20 protein-coding genes and 1 pseudogene are annotated in these 21,281 nt (G+C 60.9%); 16 read left to right on the forward strand and 5 right to left on the reverse strand.

Features of this window, described 5'->3' with window-relative positions:
* Window positions 1-179: 179 nt before the first annotated feature.
* The 4 genes and pseudogenes from SIC14_RS10870 to SIC14_RS10885 all read left to right on the forward strand — a co-directional run bounded on the left by SIC14_RS10870 (window position 180) and on the right by SIC14_RS10885 (window position 3,404).
* Window positions 180-866 carry a D-lyxose/D-mannose family sugar isomerase gene (locus SIC14_RS10870; RefSeq protein WP_412561955.1) on the forward strand — a complete coding sequence of 229 codons (687 nt, stop codon included), beginning with the start codon at window positions 180-182 and terminating at the stop codon, window positions 864-866.
* A gap of 316 nt (window positions 867-1,182) precedes the next feature.
* Complete coding sequence (locus tag SIC14_RS10875) at window positions 1,183-1,887, forward strand: ABC transporter permease (protein ID WP_412561956.1); 705 nt, start codon at window positions 1,183-1,185, stop codon at window positions 1,885-1,887.
* Window positions 1,881-2,600: an ATP-binding cassette domain-containing protein gene (locus tag SIC14_RS10880; RefSeq protein ID WP_412561957.1), complete on the forward strand. Its 720-nt coding sequence runs from the start codon at window positions 1,881-1,883 to the stop codon at window positions 2,598-2,600. The genes SIC14_RS10875 and SIC14_RS10880 overlap by 7 nt, the downstream gene beginning before the upstream one ends.
* Window positions 2,597-3,404, forward strand: a pseudogene (locus tag SIC14_RS10885) (substrate-binding domain-containing protein). Before SIC14_RS10880 ends, SIC14_RS10885 begins: the two are co-directional and overlap by 4 nt.
* A gap of 142 nt (window positions 3,405-3,546) precedes the next feature.
* Here SIC14_RS10885 and SIC14_RS10890 read toward each other — a convergent pair.
* Genes SIC14_RS10890 through SIC14_RS10905 form a run of 4 tightly spaced genes read right to left on the reverse strand, consistent with a single transcriptional unit; the run spans window position 3,547 to window position 6,087 of the window.
* On the reverse strand, window positions 3,547-4,062 hold the full coding sequence (locus tag SIC14_RS10890; protein WP_412561958.1) for a DUF6505 family protein: 516 nt from the start codon (window positions 4,060-4,062) through the stop codon (window positions 3,547-3,549).
* Entirely contained in the window at window positions 4,059-4,805 is a 747-nt protein-coding gene (locus SIC14_RS10895) for a DUF4444 domain-containing protein (RefSeq protein WP_412561959.1), read from the reverse strand. Before SIC14_RS10895 ends, SIC14_RS10890 begins: the two co-directional genes overlap by 4 nt.
* On the reverse strand, window positions 4,798-5,865 hold the full coding sequence (apbC, locus tag SIC14_RS10900; protein WP_412561960.1) for an iron-sulfur cluster carrier protein ApbC: 1,068 nt from the start codon (window positions 5,863-5,865) through the stop codon (window positions 4,798-4,800). Before apbC ends, SIC14_RS10895 begins: the two co-directional genes overlap by 8 nt.
* A gap of 3 nt (window positions 5,866-5,868) precedes the next feature.
* A complete protein-coding gene (locus SIC14_RS10905; RefSeq protein ID WP_412561961.1) occupies window positions 5,869-6,087 on the reverse strand; it encodes a DUF6494 family protein in 219 nt (72 codons plus the stop codon).
* Between the two features lie 110 nt (window positions 6,088-6,197).
* Here SIC14_RS10905 and SIC14_RS10910 point away from each other — a divergent pair, with 110 nt between their 5' ends.
* On the forward strand, window positions 6,198-6,965 hold the full coding sequence (locus SIC14_RS10910) for a hypothetical protein (RefSeq protein WP_412561962.1): 768 nt from the start codon (window positions 6,198-6,200) through the stop codon (window positions 6,963-6,965).
* Here SIC14_RS10910 and SIC14_RS10915 read toward each other — a convergent pair.
* Window positions 6,959-8,932, reverse strand: a complete 1,974-nt coding sequence (locus SIC14_RS10915) for a 4Fe-4S binding protein (RefSeq protein ID WP_412561963.1) — start codon at window positions 8,930-8,932, stop codon at window positions 6,959-6,961. The two genes, SIC14_RS10910 and SIC14_RS10915, sit on opposite strands and share 7 nt — an antisense overlap.
* A 347-nt stretch (window positions 8,933-9,279) precedes the next feature.
* On the opposite strand from SIC14_RS10915, the gene SIC14_RS10920 reads away from it, so the two are divergent.
* From SIC14_RS10920 to SIC14_RS10970, 11 genes are all read left to right on the forward strand, one after another.
* A complete protein-coding gene (locus tag SIC14_RS10920; RefSeq protein WP_412561964.1) occupies window positions 9,280-9,843 on the forward strand; it encodes a DUF3305 domain-containing protein in 564 nt (187 codons plus the stop codon).
* The gene (locus SIC14_RS10925) at window positions 9,840-10,556 is read left to right on the forward strand and encodes a DUF3306 domain-containing protein (RefSeq protein ID WP_412561965.1); all 717 of its coding nucleotides are present in this window, start codon (window positions 9,840-9,842) and stop codon (window positions 10,554-10,556) included. Before SIC14_RS10920 ends, SIC14_RS10925 begins: the two co-directional genes overlap by 4 nt.
* Window position 10,557: 1 nt before the next feature.
* Complete coding sequence (locus SIC14_RS10930) at window positions 10,558-11,184, forward strand: molecular chaperone (RefSeq protein ID WP_412561966.1); 627 nt, start codon at window positions 10,558-10,560, stop codon at window positions 11,182-11,184.
* Window positions 11,185-11,251: 67 nt separating this feature from the next.
* A complete protein-coding gene (locus tag SIC14_RS10935; protein WP_412561967.1) occupies window positions 11,252-11,443 on the forward strand; it encodes a ubiquinol-cytochrome c reductase iron-sulfur subunit N-terminal domain-containing protein in 192 nt (63 codons plus the stop codon).
* A 106-nt stretch (window positions 11,444-11,549) separates the two neighbouring features.
* Window positions 11,550-14,444: a formate dehydrogenase subunit alpha gene (locus SIC14_RS10940; RefSeq protein WP_412561968.1), complete on the forward strand. Its 2,895-nt coding sequence runs from the start codon at window positions 11,550-11,552 to the stop codon at window positions 14,442-14,444.
* A gap of 12 nt (window positions 14,445-14,456) precedes the next feature.
* A complete protein-coding gene (gene fdh3B, locus SIC14_RS10945; protein ID WP_412561969.1) occupies window positions 14,457-15,050 on the forward strand; it encodes a formate dehydrogenase FDH3 subunit beta in 594 nt (197 codons plus the stop codon).
* A 128-nt stretch (window positions 15,051-15,178) separates the two neighbouring features.
* Complete coding sequence (locus SIC14_RS10950) at window positions 15,179-16,420, forward strand: formate dehydrogenase subunit gamma (protein WP_412561970.1); 1,242 nt, start codon at window positions 15,179-15,181, stop codon at window positions 16,418-16,420.
* A 12-nt stretch (window positions 16,421-16,432) separates the two neighbouring features.
* Window positions 16,433-17,725 carry a c-type cytochrome gene (locus tag SIC14_RS10955; RefSeq protein WP_412561971.1) on the forward strand — a complete coding sequence of 431 codons (1,293 nt, stop codon included), beginning with the start codon at window positions 16,433-16,435 and terminating at the stop codon, window positions 17,723-17,725.
* A 5-nt stretch (window positions 17,726-17,730) separates the two neighbouring features.
* Window positions 17,731-17,856 carry a hypothetical protein gene (locus tag SIC14_RS10960; RefSeq protein WP_412561972.1) on the forward strand — a complete coding sequence of 42 codons (126 nt, stop codon included), beginning with the start codon at window positions 17,731-17,733 and terminating at the stop codon, window positions 17,854-17,856.
* Window positions 17,857-17,870: 14 nt separating this feature from the next.
* Window positions 17,871-19,250, forward strand: coding sequence for a sigma-54-dependent transcriptional regulator (locus SIC14_RS10965; RefSeq protein ID WP_412561973.1), 1,380 nt, complete (start codon window positions 17,871-17,873; stop codon window positions 19,248-19,250).
* The gene (locus SIC14_RS10970) at window positions 19,243-21,273 is read left to right on the forward strand and encodes a cache domain-containing protein (RefSeq protein WP_412561974.1); all 2,031 of its coding nucleotides are present in this window, start codon (window positions 19,243-19,245) and stop codon (window positions 21,271-21,273) included. The genes SIC14_RS10965 and SIC14_RS10970 overlap by 8 nt, the downstream gene beginning before the upstream one ends.
* The last annotated feature ends 8 nt before the right edge of the window (window positions 21,274-21,281 follow it).

The following is a 21,281-nucleotide window of genomic DNA, read 5'->3' on the forward strand; positions in this document are numbered from 1 at the left end:
TCCGCCTTGAAACCAACAAAACGCCCCGCCCCAACCGGCGGGGCGTTTTGCTTTGGCCTGTCCAAACATCCGGAAATATTGGTGCCATACGATGTCACGCTTGACTGATTTTCTGATAGCGCTATCAGGGGCAGTAACTGACGACCGCCCAGCTTTGGGCCGCTTGCCGGAGGCACCTGATGAAACGTTCCAGAATTAACCAGATCATGGCCGAAGCGGATGAAATGATCCGCTCCTATGGTTTTGTCCTGCCGCCCTTTGCTTATTGGACGCCGGAAGAATTCAAAGCCAACGCCAGTAAAGCCAAAGCCGTGATCGAGGCCCGGTGCGGCTGGGATATCACCGATTATGGCGACGGGCGGTTCGACGAAATGGGCCTGTTCCTCTTCACCCTGCGCAATGGCCGTTTGGCCGATCTGCAACGTGGCGGCGGCATGTGCTACGCGGAGAAACTGTTGATTTCACGTCAGGATCAGCTGTCGCCCATGCACACACATGTGATCAAGGCCGAAGACATCATCAACCGTGGTGGTGCCACAATGGTGGTCGAGCTTTATGGCTCGGATGACGATGGCAACTTTGCCGAAGACCGCGGTGGTATGGTGATGTGTGACGGCATCCCACGTGAATTTGCCCCCGGTGAAAAGCTGAAATTCGCCCCCGGCGAAAGCCTGACCCTGATGCCCGGTGACTGGCACGCCTTCTGGGGCGAAGGGGGCGATGTGCTGATCGGTGAGGTCTCCACCGTCAATGATGATGAGACCGATAACATCTTCCGCGCCCCGATCGGACGTTTTGCGGAGATCGAAGAGGACGAAGCCCCGACCCATCTGCTGGTCAGTGACTACAAAACCTGGCTGAGCTGAGCGGCGTCTTTCGCCGCCACCGGTCCAAAGCCGAACCTGAATTACAGCCCCGAATCACAGCCCCGAGCCGCTGGCAAAACCAGCCTCGGGGCTGTTTTCATTTGCCTACCGTAGTTGCCGCAGGGCGGACATTCTGTACCCGCCCGCTGCGCTGCTGTTGGACATTCTGTCCTTCACCCCTCGCACACCTCTTAAAGGGCTGAGAAAAGAGGCAGATTCGATCTGATGCCACGTCGCCCCGGTGTCTGTCAGGGATTAGAATAGCCCCCAAGACTGGACATCGACCGGCGCCATTTCGGGCGCCCGAAAGACCCGAATGAACGACGTGCTGGAGGGGCTGCGACAGGCAGCTCTGCTTATAGTGACCTTCGACGCCGATCTGATGCAGATCTCGGCGCGCTCGCTGCAGGTGACCCTGACAGCGACCCTGATTGCTTCGGCCATTGGTCTGCCCCTTGGAGGTTGGGTGGCGGTGCACCGCTTCCGGTATCGCCGCTCTGTGATCGCCCTGATGAATGCGCTGATGGGGCTGCCGCCGGTGGTGGTGGGGCTGCTGGTCTACCTGATGCTGTCGCGCTCGGGGCCGTTTGGTGTCTTTGGGCTGCTGTTCACCCCGACCGCGATGATCATTGCCCAGGTGGTGATCCTGACGCCGCTCATTGCCTCGATTGCGCATCAGGCCATCCGAGAGCTTTGGGCCGAATACCATGACCTGCTGATTTCGATGAATACCACCCGGGGGCAACGGATCCGCACGCTTCTGTGGGATGCCCGCCGCGCCTTGCTGACCGCTGCGTTGGCAGGTTTTGGACGCGGCATCGGAGAGGTCGGCGCAATCATGATCGTGGGCGGCAACATCGATCAGGCCACACGGGTTTTGACCACGGCCATTGCACTGGAAACCGGCAAGGGCAACTTTGCCTTGGCGCTGGGGCTGGGCTTTGTGCTGATCGGCATTGCCATTGCGGTCAACATGGCGATCCACTTCGCCTCCAAGACAGAGGTTAGCAGCCGATGGTAGAGCGTTCGATCCTGCCTCTGCGCTTGACCAAGGCGACGCTGCACCGGAGTGGAAAAACGCTTGTCGGGCCTGTGGACATGACCCTTGCGCCGGACGGGTTTACCATTGTGATGGGGCCAAACGGGGCGGGCAAGACCTCTCTCCTTAGGTTGATGCACGGGTTGGAACGGCCCAGTTCGGGCCGGGTTGAATGGGCGGTGGATGAGGTGGCGTCGCGGCCGCGTCAGGCCTATGTCTTTCAGCAACCCACTTTGATGCGGCGCACCGCGCTCGACAATGTGGCCTATCCGCTGATTGTGCATGGCATGAAACGCCAAGCCGCGCGGGCCCGCGCGGCGGAAGCACTGCGCGGGGTCGGGCTTGGCGATCACGCGGGCAAACAGGCCTGGTATCTGTCGGGCGGAGAACGGCAGAAACTGGCGCTGGCCCGCGCCCTGATCCGCAACCCCGAGATCCTGTTTCTGGATGAACCCTGCGCCAGTCTGGATGGCCGCGCCATTCACGATATCGAACACATCCTGCTGACCGCCCATGCGGCGGGCACACGGATTGTGATGATCACCCATGACCACGGGCAGGCCAGGCGGCTCGCCAGTGACGTGGTCTTTGTGCATCACGGGCGGCTGCATGAGACCGCTCCGGCGGATGCGTTTTTTGTATCGCCCCAAACCCAAGAGGCACATGCCTTCCTGAAAGGAGATATTTTGATATGAAGTTTGGTCTGGTTTTTGCTGTTGCGGCATCGGTTCTGTCCGCAGGCGCGGCGCTCGCGGATGAGCTGAAGATGGCCGTGACCACCTCGTTCCATAACTCGGGCCTGTCAGAGGTTCTGCTGCCCGAAATCCAGAAGGATCTGGGACTTGAGGTGCAGCTGCTGGTCGTCGGCACCGGTCAGGCAATCCGTCTGGGTGAAGCAGGCGACGTAGACGCCATTCTGGTGCATTCCAAAAAGGCCGAGGAGAAATTTCTGGCTGGCGGCAACGGCACCCACCGCACCGAGATCATGTATAATGATTTTGTCCTGATCGGTCCGGCAACAGACCCTGCGGGGATCAAGGCCGCCAATGACGCCGCCCGCAGCTTTGAGCGCAATCAAACAGGCCAAGGCCGAGTTTGCCAGTCGCGGCGATGATTCCGGGACCCATAAGAAAGAGCTGTCGCTGTGGTCGACCGCAGGTATCGACAAAGAGATGCTGGACCCCAGCTGGTACAAGGCCGCTGGCGCAGGTATGGGCGCAACGCTCAACACCGCTTCGGGCATGAACGCCTATGTGATGTCGGACCGCGCCAGCTGGCTGAAGTTCGCCAACAAGGGGGAGCTTGAGCTGCTGTTCGCTGGCGATCCCGTTCTGTTCAACCAATATGCCTTCCTGCCGGTAAACCCGGAAAAACATCCCCATGTGAAGGCCGAGCTGGTCCTCAAACTGGAAGAGTGGCTGGTGTCCGAACGCGCCCAGACACTGATCAATGGCTACACCTTGAACGGTGAAGCGCTGTTCACCTTCAATGCCAAGTAACCCGTTTTAAAAGGCGACAGGTTTTTCAACGGTTTTCCCAAGTGTCTCCTCCCCTTTGGGTACACGCACTGCCCCCGCAAACGCTTGTTTGCGGGGGCTTTTTCTTGGCTGAATTGTCTGGGGATCAAGTGGTCTTGGGGGATCAGAGCTTTGGCACCTCATCCTCAGGGACGGCATGAACAGCCACTTGATCCAGCTGTGCAGCATCCGGCTTGATTGAGCGGAACCGCTCCCGCACCCCCGCCTCGGTCAGTTCGCGTTCAACCGTCAGCAATGTGTTTGGCTCGTGATCGGCACATAGGTCGATCATATGTGCGATCTCTTCCTGCGCGACGCCCATTGCGGCCTCCACCGACGGGGCGCCGTAGATTTGCACAAAGTGTTCCGCCAACCCTTTAGCCAGCCCGTGCAGCTCACTGTGTTCCACCTGCGTCACCGCAACAAAGGTCACCCGGCCGAAGGTTTCGATCCCCAGCCAGCCATTGGCAAAGGCCTGCCGTGCTTTGCCGGTCAGATCGGCGTCGCCCCAGTTGGAAAACTCAAACCCGCCACTGATCGCCCATTCGCCGGTGCGGGCCGGGCTGAAAAAGACGTTCATATCGCTCTCATCCAGATGGATGGCGCGGGCCAGTTTGGTGGTTGTTTTGGCGGTGCTCATGCCTCGCCCCCCTGTTCCAGAAGCAGTGACAGCGGCAATAGACGAGTGTCTTCGCCCTGCCGCAGCAACATGCCGAAATTCTCATCTATCCCCATGAAGGTGCCGCTGTAAGCCGTATCTTTCACAGTGAATTCGACCTCTTCACCCATCTTGTCCACAAGCGGCCGCCATTCCGCTGACAAAGGCCGCAGCCCTTCATCGGCCCAGCGGTTGATCCAGACCAGCGTGTGCCGCGTCCAGGCCTCCAGCAGATGGCCCGGATCCAGATCGGCGCAGCCTTCTTCAAACAGGCAGGTCTGGTCAGGGGTCAGGCCAGGGGTTTCCGGATCGGGCGGCAGCAAGGGCAGTTCCAACCCGACCACGATCCAATCCAGTTCCGCGCCTTTAGCAACCTCACCCGAGGCAACGCGCATCCGGCCGCAGCGGGCGTTGTTCACCAGAACCTCCCCGTCCCAACGGAAATGAACCGAAACCTCAGGCGGGGCCAGCGCGCCAAGCGCGTTTTGAAACCCAACCTCGCAGGCGATCAACACGGGCAAAGCCTCCACCAACGGCGCTTCGGGGGCAAAGACAATTGCCGCCTTCAGCACATCAGGGGTGATGTTGTAGATCACGGTCCCCGATTCACAGCCCAACAGCGCCTGCGTGCAGGCCTTGGCAAAGGGATCCGCCGCGCCGCTCAATGCTTCGCCTTGGAACAACGGGGGGAAGGTCAGCTCTGGTGTCATCTCATCCTTAGGCATGGCCGCTCTCGATCAAGCTCTTGGCCAGCTTACGGAAAGCCTGCGCCTGTGGCGAGGCCGGTTTTGATGCCACAATCGGCGCGCCGCCGTCGGCCGCCAAGCGGATGTCGATATTCAGCGGGATTTCGGCCAACAACGGCACCTCCAGCTTCTCGGCCTCTGCCGCGACGCCGCCGTGGCCAAAGACGTGTTCCTCATGGCCACATTGGCTGCACACATGGGTCGACATGTTTTCGACCATGCCGACAATCGGGGTGCCCAGTTTCTTGAACATATCGATGCCCTTGCGCGCATCCAGCAGCGCAATGTCCTGCGGCGTCGAAACGACAACCGCGCCGGTCAGCTCGGCCTTCTGCGCCAGGGTCATCTGCACGTCACCGGTGCCCGGCGGCAGGTCGACGATCAGCACATCCAGCGCACCCCACTGCACCTGGTTGAGCATCTGCTGCAAGGCCCCCATCAACATCGGACCCCGCCAGACCACCGCCTCTTCTTCGCGGGTCATCAACCCGATGGACATCATCGTCACCCCGTGGTTGCGCATCGGCAGGATCGTCTTGCCATCGGGCGAGGCGGGACGGCCAGACACCCCCAGCATCCGGGGCTGCGACGGGCCGTAAACATCTGCATCCAGCAACCCGACCTTGCGCCCCTCTGCCGCCAGCGCCACCGCAAGGTTAGCTGAAAGGGTGGACTTGCCCACACCACCTTTGCCCGACGCCACGGCCAAGATCCGGTCCACACCGGCGATTTTCTGCGGCCCCTGCTGCTGCGCCGGACGGCGGGCCTGCAGATCGGGCGGTGGCGCTTTGGTTTCATGGGCGGTCATCACAATCGCCACTTTGCTGACACCCGTCATTGCGTTCAGCTTGTCCTCGGCCTCCGCCTTCACCGCCTGCAGCGCGTTGGAGTGGCTGGGATCAATTTCCATGACGAAGCGCACCTCGCCCCCATCGACATTCAGCGCACGCACCATGCCGCTGCCAACGATATCGCTGCCGCTGGCAGGGTCTTTCAGGGTTTTCAGCAGGTCCAGAACCTGTTCGCGCGTTACAGACATTGCTTAGTCCTGTCCTTTGGTTGCTGCGTCGGGCTGGCCGGTCAAAGTGCCGGTGACCACGTGTTCCATATCCAGACCATTGATGGTCAACACCATCTTGGCCTCATAGCTTTTGCCCGCCGTTTCCCCCGCATTGCGCAGGGCGTCCTCGATGGCTTTCTGGCTGGTGACGCCGACCTGTTTCAGGAACTTGCGCATCGACATGTTGAAGTCTTCACTCATGGCTGGGCCTTTCATCGACTTTGGTATTCTTGACCGCGCGACAGCTGCGGTTCTAGGATTTGGGTATTCACATTCCGCCGTTCCCATCGCCCCAAGCCGGAGACCGATCCATGCCCAAACGACTGATCCCGATGATCCTGTGTCTGGTGCTGGGGCTGGTACTGGCACTGGGTGGAACGATGGTCATGGCAGAGGGGCGACAGATCACGCTGGCCGCGCCCAAGGTGTTGACGGAGAACGGGTTTCTCAAACACCTCCTGCCGCGCTTCACGCTGAAACACCGCGTACGGGTCGCGGTGGTTCCTAACGGGGCGGCGGCAGATGTGACGTTGGCACCCGACGGGGCAGGGCAGGCGGTCTTTGAGGGGGCGGGCAGCCGCTGGCATCTCTCCAGTTTGGAGGACAGCGCGGAAATACAGCGTTTCAGCGACTGGCTGACCTCCGACATTGGCCTCAACACGGTGGAGGCTTTCGAAGGCCCTGACGGGCTGCAATACACCCGCGTCGCGATCGAGGCCGCAGCCGAAGAGGCGCTGGATCTGACGGGGGACGCGGCGAACGGGTTGGCGGTGTCGAACCTGCATTGCAAACGCTGTCACGTGGTGGGCACCGCCGACCGGATGAGCGGGATCAACTCCACCCCGTCCTTTTTTGTCCTGCGCGCTTTCCCCGATTGGGACGAGCGGTTCTACAGTTTCTACGCCCTTAATCCGCACCCCAGTTTCACCCGTATTACCGACCTCGAGACCAAGCTGGATCCGATGCATAAGGCGGCGATTGTGCCGGTCGATCTGTCCCTTGAGGACCTCGACGACATCATCACCTATGTGGCGGGGCTGGAGCCCGCGGATTTGGGTGCGCCCATTCAACTTCAGTGATCCCGCCGTTTTAACAGATAGTCATCCGTGGTGCGCACACGTGGGCGTTCGGCCCCCGCCATCGGGTTGTTTTGCATGTGATACTGGGCGTTTACGCGGCAGTCGTCACACATCTTGATCAGGTTCGCCGCCCCGCCGGTTTGGAACATCGAATGTTTGCCCTCCAGCTTGGCCACAATCTTGTCGATGGTGGACTTCACCCCAAACGGCTTGCCGCAATCGATACATTCAAACGGCTCTTCTTCATGGATGACAGTCTGGGTCAGCGCCGCATCGCTCAGGTCCATCTGCGGCTGCAGCGAGATGGCGTTTTCCGGGCAAACGGTGGCGCAGAGGCCACATTGCAGGCAGGCATCCTCCTGAAAGCGCAGCTGCGGCGCATCGGGGTTGTCGCCCAAGGCTCCGGCAGGGCAAAGCGAGGCACAAGACAGGCAGAGCGTGCAGGCCTCCTTGTCGACCACCACCGCGCCGTAGGGGGCACCCTCAGGCAGGGCAATCGGTGTTTCAGAGTCGGTGTTCAGCGCCTTGGCCGCCAGCCGCGCCACCTGACGGCGCGACCCCAGTGGCAGGATCGGCTCCGCCACTTGCGGGCCTTTCGCCGCTCCGAAAAGCGCATCGGACAGCGCATCAGGATCAGCCACCTCTAGCAGGCGCAGCTGGGCGTCAGACCCCGCCAAGGCCTGCGCCAGCGCCAGCTCCCCGTCCAGTGCATCCCGTTCCGTCTGCGGGCTGGTCAGCACATCCACCGCGGTGAACCCTGCGGCCAGCGCCGCGACCATTTCCGCATGGCCAAAGCCCGAGGCTTTCTCGGCCTCCAAAGGGATCACATCGCCGGGCAGACCCCGACCAAACCGAGCGGAAAGCGCAATCATCTCAGCACCATAGCTGGCATCATGCACCAGAAGCCGCGGCGCGGTGCCGCCTGCATTGCGATAGGTCTCGGCCAGTCGGTTCATCCGGGTGAACAAGGCACCTGGATTGGGGTTGTCAAAGGTGATTGCGCCTGATGGGCACAGCGCCGCACAAGAGCCACAGCCCGCACAGATCGTCGGGTCGATGTCCACGTGATCGCCGGCTGTTGAAATGGCGCTGGTGGGGCAGGTGTCGAAGCATTTGGTGCAGCCGGTTTGACCGGCGCGGGAGTGGGCACAGATCAGCGGATCCAGCCCCAGATACAGCGGCTTTTCAAACGTGCCCACCAGATGTGAGGCCTGCATCACGGCTTCCGCCACTGCCGGGATCGATCCAGGATCCGCCCGCAGATACCCTTCGCGTTTTTCAGGCGCAGGGAACAGTGGCTGCCCGCCACGCAGGTCCAGAATGATGTCACATTCCGCCATGCCCCCGTCGCGCGGCTCGGACAGGGTGAAGGCACCGCGCCCGCCGGCCTGCATCTGCTGCAACCGGTCCAGACGGACCTCAAACTGCCCCAGCGCGCCCTTTGCACCTTTCAGTTGTCCGACCACCACGTCGTAGCTGCGATCAACCGGCAAATCCTCTGCGTTTTCAAGCAGTAGGGTGACGCTAAGGAAAGGCGCCAGTCGGGCGGCGGCGTCCTGTGCCACGTCGATCGGGCCAAGGATCAGACACAGCCCTTCCGAGGCCACATCAAAGGTTTTCAGCGGCACCTGCGGATGGGCCGCATCAGCGACCAGAGCGGCCATTTTTGCGGCTGTGTTTTTGTCCTTCGCCATCGCGTCCTCGGACCAGCCAGCACGGTCGCGCAGATCGACAAAATCGGGCGCAGTGACGCCCAGATCGGCGGCGATTTCCTCGAAGGTTTCGCGTTCCTGCTGGCAGGCGATCATGGCGTCACCGGCGGCGATCAGCTTGGCTGCTTGCTCTGCTTGCTTGCCGCAAAGTTCGGTGTGGACTTTCGAGCAGGCAAAGCCCTCCAGATTGGACAAACTGTCCGCGTCGATCTGTTGACTCCCCAAACAATCGCACAAAATCAGTTGCTTAGTCATGTGTGTCTCCCTGGGTGCCGTCGCAGGCGCGCTGGCACCTGGTGAATTCTGCCCGGTAGCTACACATGAAAACTGAGGCGCGTAAAGCCCTCGGCCAGCGCCAAAACCCGCAAGTGATTCGTTTCAAAAATCCGAGGGTTTTGGTGGGTTTTTGGCCAAAGTGGACATTCCGTCCCGCCCCTCAGGGTCGATCTGTCCGGCAGGGTCAATGTGTCCATCTCGGGTCGGAAAATGCGCAAATTTGGCGAATTTTTTTGCCTTTCCAACAGGGGGTGACGATCATGTCATCGATCCGAAAAAAATTTGTGACCTGTCACCGGATCGCTTGAGGAAGGGACAAAAACACCATGCGGCCAGCGACTGCCTCGTTGCCTTTGGGAATCATCATCCGTCGCACCCCATCGGTCAGCCGTTGGGTGCGTTTTGCGTGGAAAGTGGTTGCCGTGATCCCCGGCGCCGGACCCGCCCATTGGCAACCGATGCGCGAAGAGGGTGAGGCGGTGGAATTTCACGCCGCGACCGTGCCACTGGAACTGTGGCGCACCGATACCGAAGCCTACCTGCAGGGGCTGTCGGCGCGGGTGCCGACCATTGGTGTGGTGATGCGCGAAACCACCGACCCGGAGGCGGACCATCCGTTGGAGGTCCTGCTGGCCACGGCATCACCCTATGAGACGCAGGATTACACTGACAGCGGCGAAGAACTGGTGGAACTGGTGCCCATGCCCGAGGGGCTGGTCGCCTATATCCGCGACTTCGTGAATGAACACCACGAACACGAAGAGTTTGTAAAACGCCGCCGCGACCGCAAGCGCATTGACCTGCATGAGGATGGCATTGGGGATGCCCGTATTCAGCAGCTTTCCGATGTCTATTCCGTGCCCAGCCGCAAGAAAGTGAGGCTGCAATGAGCGGAGGCGATTTCTGGTCCCGCCGCCGCGCCGCCGTCGCGGCAGAGGCCGAGGCCGAGGTCAAGGCGACCGAGGCCGCGGTGCATGCCGAAGAACAGGCCAAGCTGGAAGAGCTGTCCGATGAGGAATTGCTGGAACAGCTGGACTTGCCTGATCCCGACACAATGCAGGCAGGCGATGACTTTGCCGCCTTTATGAAAAAAGCCGTGCCCGAACGTCTGCGCCGTCGGGCATTGCGCCGTCTTTGGACCTCCAACCCGGTGTTGGCCAACGTCGATATGCTGGTCGATTACGGTGAGGATTTCACCGACAGCGCTTTGGTCGTTGAGAACCTGCAAACCGCCTATCAGGTTGGCAAGGGCATGAAGGCCCATGTTGATGAACTGGCGCGTCAGGCGCGTGAGCTGGAAGGCTTGGGTGAAGAGGCGGAGGTTGCCGCCGCCACTGACACGACAACTGAGGCAGAGGAGGTTCCGCAGGACGACCTCGGCCATCCGGCCACAGATGAGCAAGAGACAGAGACCTCGCTAAGTGCCGTGCGCCCGCCCGAAACCCCGGTCGATACGGTTGCGGCCTTTGAAAACCAAGCGCCCCAAACCCTGACCGCACAAGATCCGACCGCAGCAACAGCCCCCGAACGCCCCCAAGTGGAAACGCTCTCTGATCCCGTGCAGCCCGCACGCCGTCGGATGCGTTTCCAGTTTGAAACCTGAGATGAAAGACGACACCGTTATGACCGCCACTGAAACTCAGATGCCCGCAATCCCCGAAGAGGACAGCCTGCGCGCCGATCTTTATGATTTCCTCGCGGCGTTGCTGTCCCATCCCCCCTCCAAACCCATGTTGGCGCAGGCCGCGTCGCTGCAGGGCGATGACAGTGATTTGGGGCAGGCGATCAACACGCTGTCACGGGTGGCAAAGGCCACCAATGCCGAGGCGGTCGAAAGCGAGTTTAACGCACTCTTCATTGGTCTGGGCCGGGGCGAACTGTTGCCCTATGCCAGCTATTATCTGACCGGCTTCCTTAATGAAAAACCGTTGGCGCAGCTGCGCAGCGACATGGCGGCGCAGCGGATGCAGCGGGCACCCAATGTGTTTGAGCCCGAAGACAATATTGCCAGCCTGTTTGACATGATGGCCGGCATGATCCGCGGCCGCTTTGGCGATCCGGTGCCACTGGAGAAGCAGCAGGAATTCTTCGGCCGCCATATCGCGCCCTGGGCACAGCATTTCTTCACCGATCTGGAGGGGGCCAAAAATTCGGTCCTCTACGCGCCTGTGGGCACGGTCGGAAAAGCCTTCATCGAGATCGAAACCCAGGCCTTCCGCATGGGCGGCTGAGGCGCCGATCTTTCATCGCAACCGCGGACCAGTGAGGAGCAGGTCCGCCACAACCAAGGAGGAGAGCATGAGCAAGAGCGACGCACTCAAGACAACCCGCCGCGACTTTCTGAAAGTTGCAGCCACGTCTGTGCCCGCCGCGGCAGCAGCCGTTGCGGTGTCGGGTGAAGCTGCAGAAGCGGCGCCGGTCGACCCGACCAGCGAACGCATGCAGGACACGGCGCATGTGCGCACCTACTACGAACTCGCCCGGTTCTAACCGGACCTGTTCACCCCGCCCCCGGCGACTGGTTGCGTGACGCCCGACTGCCGGATTTTTGAACATTACCTAGCAGTTCCCAAAAGGAACGCGAGGGAGGATAGAAATGCTTAGGAAAAAGACCAACGGGGTTGCGCGACGCCCCCAGCGGACAAGTATCCTGTCAGCGGCTGCAGAAGCATCCGTTGACCGCCGCACATTCCTGCGCGGCTCTGGTCTGGCCATTGGTGGCCTGGCCGCGATTGGCGCCTCAGGCGGCATGGTCACTCAGGCGAGTGCTGCCACAGCCGTAACCGGTGCCGTCAAAACCGTGAAGTCGGTCTGCACCCACTGTTCTGTGGGCTGTACCGTCATGGCCGAAGTGCAAAACGGCATCTGGACCGGTCAGGAACCCGGTTGGGACAGCCCGTTCAACCTCGGTGCGCATTGCGCCAAGGGCGCCTCGGTGCGGGAACACGCCCACGGTGAACGCCGCCTCAAATACCCGATGAAAAAAGAGGGTGGTGAGTGGAAGCGGATCTCCTGGGAGCAGGCGATCGACGAGATTGGCGACGAGATGCTGAAGATCCGCGACGAAAGCGGTCCTGACAGTGTCTACTGGCTCGGCTCGGCCAAGCATAACAACGAACAGGCCTACCTGTTCCGTAAGTTTGCGGCCTACTGGGGCACCAACAACGTCGACCATCAGGCGCGGATCTGTCACTCGACCACTGTGGCCGGGGTAGCCAACACATGGGGCTACGGCGCCATGACCAACAGCTACAACGACATCCACAACTCCAAGGCCATCTTCATCATCGGCGGCAACCCTGCCGAGGCGCACCCCGTCTCGTTGCAGCACGTGCTGAAAGCGAAAGAGCAGAACAACGCACCCGTGATTGTCTGCGACCCGCGTTTCACCCGCACTGCCGCCCACGCCGATGAATACGTCCGGTTCCGTCCCGGCACCGACGTTGCGCTGGTCTGGGGCATCCTGTGGCACATCTTCGAAAACGGTTGGGAGGACAAAGAGTTCATCCGCACCCGTGTTTGGGGCATGGACCAGATCAAGGAAGAAGTGGCCAAATGGACCCCGGAAGAGGTCGAACGTGTCACCGGCGCCCCCGGTTCGCAACTGAAGCGCGTGGCGCGGACGCTGGCCAACAACCGCCCCGGCACCGTGATCTGGTGTATGGGTGGCACCCAGCACACCAACGGCAACAACAACACCCGGGCGTACTGCATCCTGCAGCTGGCTCTGGGCAACATGGGCACCGAAGGTGGCGGCACCAACATCTTCCGCGGCCACGACAACGTGCAAGGCGCCACCGACCTCGGTGTTCTGTCGCACACGCTGCCGGGCTACTACGGTCTGTCCAAAGGCGCCTGGGCCCATTGGGGCCGTGTTTGGGGCGAAGATGGCGACTGGCTGTCCAGTCAGTTCAACACTCTGACCACCGCCGACGGCAAGGAAAAGTCGCTGCAGAACCTCACCGGTATTCCGGTGTCGCGCTGGATCGACGGTATCCTCGAGGACAAGGACAACATGGACCAGCCGGACAACGTCCGGGCCATGGTGCTCTGGGGGCACGCGCCCAACTCGCAGACCCGTATGACGGAAATGAAAACGGCGATGGAAAAGCTGGATATGCTGGTCGTGGTTGACCCCTATCCAACGGTTTCGGCTGTTCTGCATGACCGCACCGATGGCGTCTACCTGCTGCCTGCGGCAACGCAGTTTGAAACCCGTGGGTCCGTGACCGCGTCGAACCGTTCGATCCAGTGGCGTGACGAAGTTGTTGCCCCGCTGTTCGAAAGCAAACCTGACCATGTCATCATGGCCAAGTTCGCCAAGAAGTTCGGCTGGGCTGATCGTTTCTTCCGCAACATCGAAATGGAAGATGACGAGACTCCCAACATTGAAAGCGTTACGCGCGAATTCAATGCGGGCATGTGGACCATCGGCTACACCGGTCAGAGCCCTGAGCGGATCAAGCTGCACATGGCCAACCAGCACACCTTTGATCGCACCACCTTGCAGGCCATTGGTGGCCCTGCAGATGGCGATTACTACGGTATGCCGTGGCCCTGTTGGGGCACCGCCGACATGAAGCACCCGGGCACACCCAACCTCTATGACATGTCCAAACGTGTCTCCGAGGGTGGTCTGACCTTCCGGGCCCGTTTCGGTGTTGAGCGGGACGGCGACAACCTGCTGGCTGAAGGCGTCTATTCGAAAGACTCGGATATCCAGGACGGATACCCCGAGTTCACGATGCAGATGCTGATGGACCTCGGTTGGGACGGTGATCTCACCGACGAAGAGCGCGCCGCAATAGATGCGGTGGCAGGTCCCAAGACCAACTGGAAAACCGACCTTTCGGGCGGCATCCAGCGGGTGGCGATCAAGCACGAATGTGCGCCCTTCGGCAACGCCAAGGCCCGTGCGGTTGTCTGGACCTTCCCGGATCCGGTGCCGCTGCACCGCGAACCGCTCTACACCCCGCGGCGTGACCTGGTGGCGGATTATCCGACCTATGAGGATCGGAAATTCTACCGTCTGCCCACCATGTACGCTTCGATCCAGAAAAACGACTTCAGCAAGGATTACCCAATCATCCTGACGTCGGGCCGACTGGTCGAATATGAGGGTGGCGGTGACGAAACCCGTTCGAACCCATGGCTGGCTGAGTTGCAGCAGGACATGTTCGTCGAGATCAACCCCCGTGACGCCAACAACCTTGGCATTCGTGACGGTGGTCAGGTCTGGGTCGAAGGTCCTGAAGGCGGCAAGGTCAAGGTTATGGCGATGGTCACCCAGCGGGTGGGCGAAGGCGTGGCCTTCATGCCCTTCCACTTCGGCGGTCATTTCCAGGGCGAGGATCAGCGGAGCAAATATCCGGATGGGGCTGACCCATACGTGCTGGGTGAATCCACCAACACCGCTCAGACCTACGGCTATGACAGCGTAACCCAGATGCAAGAGACCAAGTGTACTCTCTGCAAAATCTCTGCAGCTTAAGGAGAAACAGATATGGCAAGAGCTAAGTTCCTCTGTGACGCCGAACGCTGCATTGAATGCAACGCCTGCGTGACCGCCTGTAAGAACGAGCATGAGGTGCCCTGGGGCATCAACCGCCGCCGTGTGGTGACCATCAATGATGGCACCCCCGGTGAACGGTCGATCTCGGTCGCCTGTATGCATTGTTCGGACGCGCCCTGTATGGCCGTCTGTCCTGTGGATTGCTTCTACCAGAACGAAGAAGGTGTCGTTCTGCACTCCAAGGACCTCTGCATTGGCTGTGGCTACTGCTTCTACGCATGCCCCTTCGGCGCGCCGCAGTACCCGCAGGCCGGCAACTTCGGCTCCCGTGGCAAGATGGACAAATGTACCTTCTGTGCCGGCGGTCCCGAAGAAACCCACTCCACCGCGGAATTCGCCAAATACGGCCGCAACCGGATTGCAGAGGGCAAACTGCCGATCTGCGCCGAGATGTGTTCGACCAAGGCGCTGCTCGCGGGTGACGGTGACATCGTCTCGGCCATCTACCGCGAACGTGTGGTGGCCCGTGGCTTTGGTTCCGGCGCTTGGGGTTGGGGCACAGCCTACGACCAGAAAGGCGGCTAACCCGCCGCATCGGGAGGGCGCAATCGCGCCCTCCCACCCCCTCCCACGCCCGGAATTTCACCCAAATTCCAACCGTTTTCCTGATCCGAATTCGGTCCCTTTGAGATATTCGACAGACCGAGGACCCCATGCGCGCCCTTCTCTGGATCTTCCTTTGCTTCCTTTTGGCCCTCCCCGTTGCCGCCCCTGTTGCGGCACAAGAGGCCAACCCGCCCGTTAACGCATCCAACAGCGAAAACACCGACCGCTCCGCCACCGGCGGGGCCCAAACCCTCGCAGATATTCTGGCCCGTCAACGCGGTGAGAAGATCAACGACAGCTTCCGCCGTGACGCCATCGGGGATCCGAACAGCGCCGCCGCGCTTTCGGCGCAGCTTGGCACCCTGGGCGGCATCTCTGACGCCGAGGTGTTCCGCGCCCTGCGCTATGGCACCGCTGACATCAACGCCTCTGCCCGTGGCCCCGTGGTGCATCTGATCATGCAGGACAGCGGCATGAGCTGGGTTCAGTTCCGCGAAGGCCCGATGGCCACTTACGGCGGCTATCTGCTGCTGGGCATGATCGGCGTGCTGATCCTGTTCTACGCAATCCGTGGCAAAATCCGCATCGATGGCGCCAAAACCGGCCGCACGGTGGAACGGTTTAACGGTCTGGAACGCTTCGCCCACTGGCTGCTGGCCAGCTCCTTCATCCTGTTGGGCATCACCGGGCTGATCACGCTGTTTGGCCGCATGTTCCTGATCCCGCTCTTGGGCAAAGAGGCCTTTGCCCCGATCGCCCAGGCAGGCAAATGGGTGCATAACAACATTTCATGGGCCTTCATGCTGGCGCTGGTGATGGTGCTGGTCCTCTGGATCAAACACAACATCCCCAACAAAACCGACGTGAACTGGATCCTGAAAGCCGGCGGTCTGTTCTCCAAAGGTGTTCACCCACCTGCGAAGAAATTCAACGCCGGCCAAAAGGTGATCTACTGGTCCGTGGCGCTGTTTGGCATCTCGATCTCGCTTTCGGGTCTGTCGCTGCTGTTCCCGTTTGAAATCTCGGTCTTTGCCAAAACCTTCCAGTTCCTCAACATGACCGGCCTGCCGGAAATTGTCGGCTACGGCGCATTGCCGGAAGTGCTGACACCCTATCAGGAAATGCAGCTGTCGCAGCTGTGGCACGGCATTGTGGCTTTTGTCTTTATGGCTGTGATCATCGCCCATATTTACCTCGGCTCGGTCGGGATGGAGGGCGCGTTTGACGCCATGGGATCCGGTCAGGTCGAGGCGCAATGGGCCAAGGAACACCACAGCCTGTGGTATGATGAGGTCAAACACACCGAAACCGGACCTGCCCAATCGGGCGATCAGGTGCCTGCGGAATAACAGGCCCCTGCAATGCTGCGATCCGCCCTCCTAGCCATTCTGACACTGACGGCCTCGCCCCTTCTGGGGGGCGAGTTCTTCACGCTGTCGGGGCATGGCGGGCCGATCAAGGGCATTGCCAGCGATGCATCAGGCCGTATCGCGACAGCAAGCTTTGACAACTCGGTCGGCTATTGGCGTGATGGCCAGCCGCAATGGCTGGAAGCACACGCCGCCGCTGTCAATGCCGTGGCCTTTGTGGATGCCAACACGCTGGTCTCTGCGGGCGATGACTTTGCGCTCTACCACTGGGACATCGCCACCAGCACCGCCCGCCTGATGGGGCACCACAAGGGCAAGATCATGTCGCTGGCGGTTTCCCCCTCCGGCACCACTGTGGCCTCGGCCAGCTGGGACGGCACCATTGGTTTGTGGCCGCTAGATGGCGACACGCCGCAGTTCCTCACCGGCCATGCCAGCAGTGTCAACGACGTGGTGTTCACCCCGGACGGGCAGGGGCTTTATTCGGCATCTGCCGATGGCTCCATCCGTTTCTGGGACGTGGCCACGGGGCAGCAAAAGGCACAGGTTCTGGCGGGCGGCTTTGGCATCAACACGCTGGCGCTGGCGCCCGATGCGAACTGGCTGGCCTATGGCGCGGTGGACGGGGTGACCCGGATCATTGATCCCAACAGCGGGGCGCTGATCAAAGACTTCACGCTGGAGCGCCGCCCCATTCTGGCGATGGCGCTAGACGCATCGGGCCAGACCCTCGCAGTGGGGGACGGGCAGGGCTATATCTCGGCGCTCAACACCGCCGACTGGTCGCTGCTGGCCGATTTCCGCGCCACTCAGAGAGGACCGATCTGGGCGCTGGCCTTCAGCCCCGACGGCAGCAATATCCACGCTGGTGGGCTGGATGACACGCTTTATTCCTGGCCCCTCAACGGCCCGAAAGACGCGCAGATGACCCTGGCCGACGCCGCCTTCCTGCAAGGTAGTGAGGCCAGTAATCGCGGCGAACACCAGTTCAACCGCAAATGTTCCATCTGCCACAGCCTGACCGCGGACAGCCAACGCCGCGCAGGCCCCACCTTACAAAACCTGTTCGGCCGTCCCGCAGGGACCGTGCCGGGCTATATCTATTCGGAAACGCTGCAAACTTCCCCTATCATCTGGGGAGCTGAGACAATTGACGCGCTTTTTGATCTGGGACCGGACGTGTATATAGAGGGCACGAAAATGCCCGTGCAACGGATCACAGACCCAGAGGATCGCGCCGCGTTGATTGCCTTCTTGCGCAGCCATTCGACCCCACAGGAGTGACTGAAATGAAATCTTTCTTCTTTGCATGTGCAGCGATTGTCGGAATCGCCGTGGCCTCTAATCTGGTGCTGAACGGGGCGGGTTTCTCGACCCAGGACCGCACCAAAAGCGCTTCGGCCCGGGTGGAATAAAGGACCCTGCACTGGTGAACACACCAACGAATTTGAACGTCGTTCCCGATCAATCCGAGTTTGGGATCGGCCTGTCCCAGGCCTCCGTCCTTGTGGTGGATGATGAGCCGGGGATCCGCAACTTTATCGTCAAGATCCTCGGCCCGATGGTGGGGCGGGTGGAACAGGCCGACAGCGCGGCCAATGCGTCCAAACTGTTGGACGCAAACCACTTTGATATCGTAATCCTTGACAATATCATGCCCGGCACCACCGGTCTGGAATGGCTGCGCCAACAGCGCAAGCTGGGGTTCTTTGCCGATGTGATCCTGATCACCGCCTTTGCCGATATGGACACCGCAATTGAGGCGATGCGCGCAGGCGTGGTGGATTTTGTGCTGAAACCCTTCCGCTCCAACCAGATCATCAACGCGGTTGCGCGCTGTGTGGACCGGGTCAATCTGCGCCGCGAAAACTACCTGCTGAAATTCGAACTGGCGTCGGGCAATTCCGCGGCCCGTGAACGGATGCTGGGGTCTTCGTCAGCGCTGCAGGACATCCGCTCAACGCTCGAACGGGCCGCGCCTTTGATGACACCGGTGATGTTCACCGGCGAAACCGGCACCGGCAAGGAAATCGCCGCCCGCGCGCTGCACGCCATGTCGGACCGTGCGGCAAAACCCTTTGTGCCGATCAACTGCGCCACGATCTCGCCAGATGTGATTGAAAACGAGTTGTTCGGTTTTGTGCAGGACGTCGGCCCCAACCAGCGGGCGCGGCAGGACGGGCTGTTCCTCAACGCCAATGGCGGCACGCTTTATCTGGATGAAATCGCCGAGCTGCCGCTGCCCATTCAGGCCGCGCTGCTGCGGGTCATCGAACATCGCAAAATCCGCCCCGTCGGCTCGCTGCGCGAGGTGCCTCTGGACCTGCGCTTCATCTTTGCCACCAATGCTGACCTCGATCAGGCCGTGGCCGAGGGACGGTTCCGCGAAGACCTCTACCACCGCATCAAGGTGTTGAAGATCGAAATGCCTGCCCTGCGCAAACGGGCGATGGACATCAAAGAGCTAACCCTGATGTTCATCCAGCAGATCTCGCGCTCTTTGGGGATCGAACCCCTGCCGCTGAACGAAGGTGTTTTGCTGAACCTGTCGCGCTATGACTGGCCCGGCAACGTGCGCGAATTGCGCAACGTGGTGGAACAATCGCTCATTCAGGGGGAATGGCCGTCGGAATTTGCCTCCACCGATCCGGGCCGAGAGGTTGAGGCGGTCGATAGCCTGCAAGAGGTCGAACGCCGCCATATTCTGACGGTGCTGGAAGCCTGCAATGGCAACCGGGCCGAAGCTGCCCGCCGCCTTGGGGTGTCGCGCAAGACCATCGACCGCAAATGTGCGATGTGGAATGGCTGACGGGGCGGCAGAACAGACGGCGGCCAAGGCGCTGCCCAAGGCCCGCGGCAAACGGGGATCGCGCATATCGGTGCGGATGCGCCTGTTGGCCATCGCGCTGTTGCCCACCGTCTTTATCATGCCGATCTTCTTTATCATCACCGCCGTCAACTGGTCGGCGCGATTTGATAACCTGTTGATTGCCAAGGTAAATGGTGAGCTGACCATCGCCCAACAATACCTGTCGCGCATCGTCGAAAGCCGCCAGCTTCAGGTCGAAAGCTTCTCCGATAGCCGCCAGTTCGCCCATGTGGTGGACAGGGGCGGCGCCGAAGAATTGCAACTGCTCCTCGACGCCAAACGGGATGAACTGGACCTCGATTTTCTCTACGTCCTCGGGCCACGCGGACAGGTGATTTCCTCACCCGATTTCATTCAGACCGACACGCTGGACCATTGGCCGGTGGTGCGTCAGGCGCTGCGCGGCGGCTCTGCGGCGGCCATAGATCTGTTTTCGGGGGAAGAACTGAAACAAATGTCGCCGGTTCTGGCCTCGCGCGCCCGTATCCGTCTGGTGCCGACCCAAGCGGCCGTGCCAACCGACCGGACCGAAGAAACCCGTGGCATGTTTGTGCACACCGCCGCGCCGGTCAGCCTGCCCACCGGGCAGGGCGCGCTGGTGGGGGGCGTGCTGCTGAACCGGAACCTCAACTTCATCGACACCATCAACGACCTTGTCTACCCAACCGCCTCACTGATCGAAGGCACTGTGGGCACGGCGACCCTGTTTCTGGATGACGTGCGGGTGTCCACCAATGTGCGCCTGTTCCAGGACGAACGCGCCTTGGGCACCCGGGTCTCGGCCGAGGTCCGCGCCGCCGTGCTGGATGAGGGCCGCACCTGGCTTGACCGCGCCTTTGTGGTGAACGACTGGTACATCTCGGCTTATCAGCCGATCACCGACAGTATGGGCGAACGGGTGGGGATGCTCTACGTCGGCTTCCTTGAAACCCCGTTTCGCACCGCCAAGTTCAAAACCCTGCTGACCTTTGCCGCCGCCTTTGTGGTCATCGTGCTGCTGTCTGTGCCGCTGTTCCTGCGTTGGGCGCGGCAGATTTTTCGCCCGATCGAACGGATGGAAGGCACCATCAACCGCGTCGAAGCCGGCGACCTTGGCGCTCGCACCGGTGTTGAAAACCGCGGCGACGAACTGGGCCGTGTGGCGGAACAGATGGACAGTTTGCTGGGCCAGATTCAGGACCGTGACCGCGAATTGTCAAACCGCGTCCGCGAACGCACCCGCGCTTTGGAAGAGGCCAACACCAGGCTGGAGGCCACCACCAAACAGCTGGTGGTTTCGGAAAAACTGGCCGCTGTTGGCGAAATCGCAGCGGGCATCGCCCATGAGATCAACAATCCGATGACCGTCATTCAGGGCAACCTTGACCTGATCCGGTCCGAGGTCGGCCCCCAGGCCGAAGACCTCAAAACAGAGTTCCGCCTGATCGATGAACAGGTGCATTCGGTCTTTGTCATTGTGAACAAACTGCTGCAATTCACTCGCCCGGATGAATACGCCGGTGAGATCGAAAGCCACCACCCCGATGAGGTGATCGAGGACTCGATCCCACTGGTGCAGCACCTTTTGAACAAGGTGGACATCGACCTCTACCTGCGCCTCAATGCGACGCATTATCTGAGCATCAACCGGACCGAGTTGCAGCAGGTGCTGATCAACCTCATTGTCAATGCGATCCACGCCATGCCCGAGGGCGGTGACCTGACCCTGCGGGCGGATGATGTGGATCAGGACGGCAAACCGGGGGTGATGATCACCGTGCAGGACAGCGGCAAAGGCATGTCGGCTGAGGTGCTGGGCCGCGTCTTTGACCCGTTCTTCACCACCAAACAGGGCGAAGGCACCGGACTGGGCCTGTCCATCAGCCGCAAGATCATCCGTCGCTATGGCGGCAGCATGCAGGCCGACAGTGTCGAAGACGAAGGCACCCGTTTCACCCTCTGGCTGCCCACGGAAGAGGGCTAAGGCGATGT

Origin of the sequence: Thalassobius sp. MITS945101 (genome assembly GCF_047123305.1) — a bacterium.
Classification (GTDB): domain Bacteria; phylum Pseudomonadota; class Alphaproteobacteria; order Rhodobacterales; family Rhodobacteraceae; genus Thalassobius.

Bases quoted from the DNA above. Each gene is read 5' to 3' on its own strand.
- SIC14_RS10960 (WP_412561972.1), top strand. From the start codon at position 17,731: ATGAAATCTTTCTTCTTTGCATGTGCAGCGATTGTCGGAATCGCCGTG.
- SIC14_RS10905 (WP_412561961.1), bottom strand. From the start codon at position 6,087: ATGAGTGAAGACTTCAACATGTCGATGCGCAAGTTCCTGAAACAGGTC.
- SIC14_RS10875 (WP_412561956.1), top strand. From the start codon at position 1,183: ATGAACGACGTGCTGGAGGGGCTGCGACAGGCAGCTCTGCTTATAGTG.
- SIC14_RS10920 (WP_412561964.1), top strand. From the start codon at position 9,280: ATGCGGCCAGCGACTGCCTCGTTGCCTTTGGGAATCATCATCCGTCGC.
- SIC14_RS10890 (WP_412561958.1), bottom strand. From the start codon at position 4,062: ATGAGCACCGCCAAAACAACCACCAAACTGGCCCGCGCCATCCATCTG.
- SIC14_RS10955 (WP_412561971.1), top strand. From the start codon at position 16,433: ATGCTGCGATCCGCCCTCCTAGCCATTCTGACACTGACGGCCTCGCCC.
- SIC14_RS10950 (WP_412561970.1), top strand. From the start codon at position 15,179: ATGCGCGCCCTTCTCTGGATCTTCCTTTGCTTCCTTTTGGCCCTCCCC.
- SIC14_RS10895 (WP_412561959.1), bottom strand. From the start codon at position 4,805: ATGCCTAAGGATGAGATGACACCAGAGCTGACCTTCCCCCCGTTGTTC.
- SIC14_RS10930 (WP_412561966.1), top strand. From the start codon at position 10,558: ATGAAAGACGACACCGTTATGACCGCCACTGAAACTCAGATGCCCGCA.
- SIC14_RS10940 (WP_412561968.1), top strand. From the start codon at position 11,550: ATGCTTAGGAAAAAGACCAACGGGGTTGCGCGACGCCCCCAGCGGACA.
- SIC14_RS10870 (WP_412561955.1), top strand. From the start codon at position 180: ATGAAACGTTCCAGAATTAACCAGATCATGGCCGAAGCGGATGAAATG.
- apbC (WP_412561960.1), bottom strand. From the start codon at position 5,865: ATGTCTGTAACGCGCGAACAGGTTCTGGACCTGCTGAAAACCCTGAAA.
- SIC14_RS10910 (WP_412561962.1), top strand. From the start codon at position 6,198: ATGCCCAAACGACTGATCCCGATGATCCTGTGTCTGGTGCTGGGGCTG.
- SIC14_RS10935 (WP_412561967.1), top strand. From the start codon at position 11,252: ATGAGCAAGAGCGACGCACTCAAGACAACCCGCCGCGACTTTCTGAAA.
- SIC14_RS10915 (WP_412561963.1), bottom strand. From the start codon at position 8,932: ATGACTAAGCAACTGATTTTGTGCGATTGTTTGGGGAGTCAACAGATC.
- SIC14_RS10970 (WP_412561974.1), top strand. From the start codon at position 19,243: ATGGCTGACGGGGCGGCAGAACAGACGGCGGCCAAGGCGCTGCCCAAG.
- SIC14_RS10880 (WP_412561957.1), top strand. From the start codon at position 1,881: ATGGTAGAGCGTTCGATCCTGCCTCTGCGCTTGACCAAGGCGACGCTG.
- fdh3B (WP_412561969.1), top strand. From the start codon at position 14,457: ATGGCAAGAGCTAAGTTCCTCTGTGACGCCGAACGCTGCATTGAATGC.
- SIC14_RS10925 (WP_412561965.1), top strand. From the start codon at position 9,840: ATGAGCGGAGGCGATTTCTGGTCCCGCCGCCGCGCCGCCGTCGCGGCA.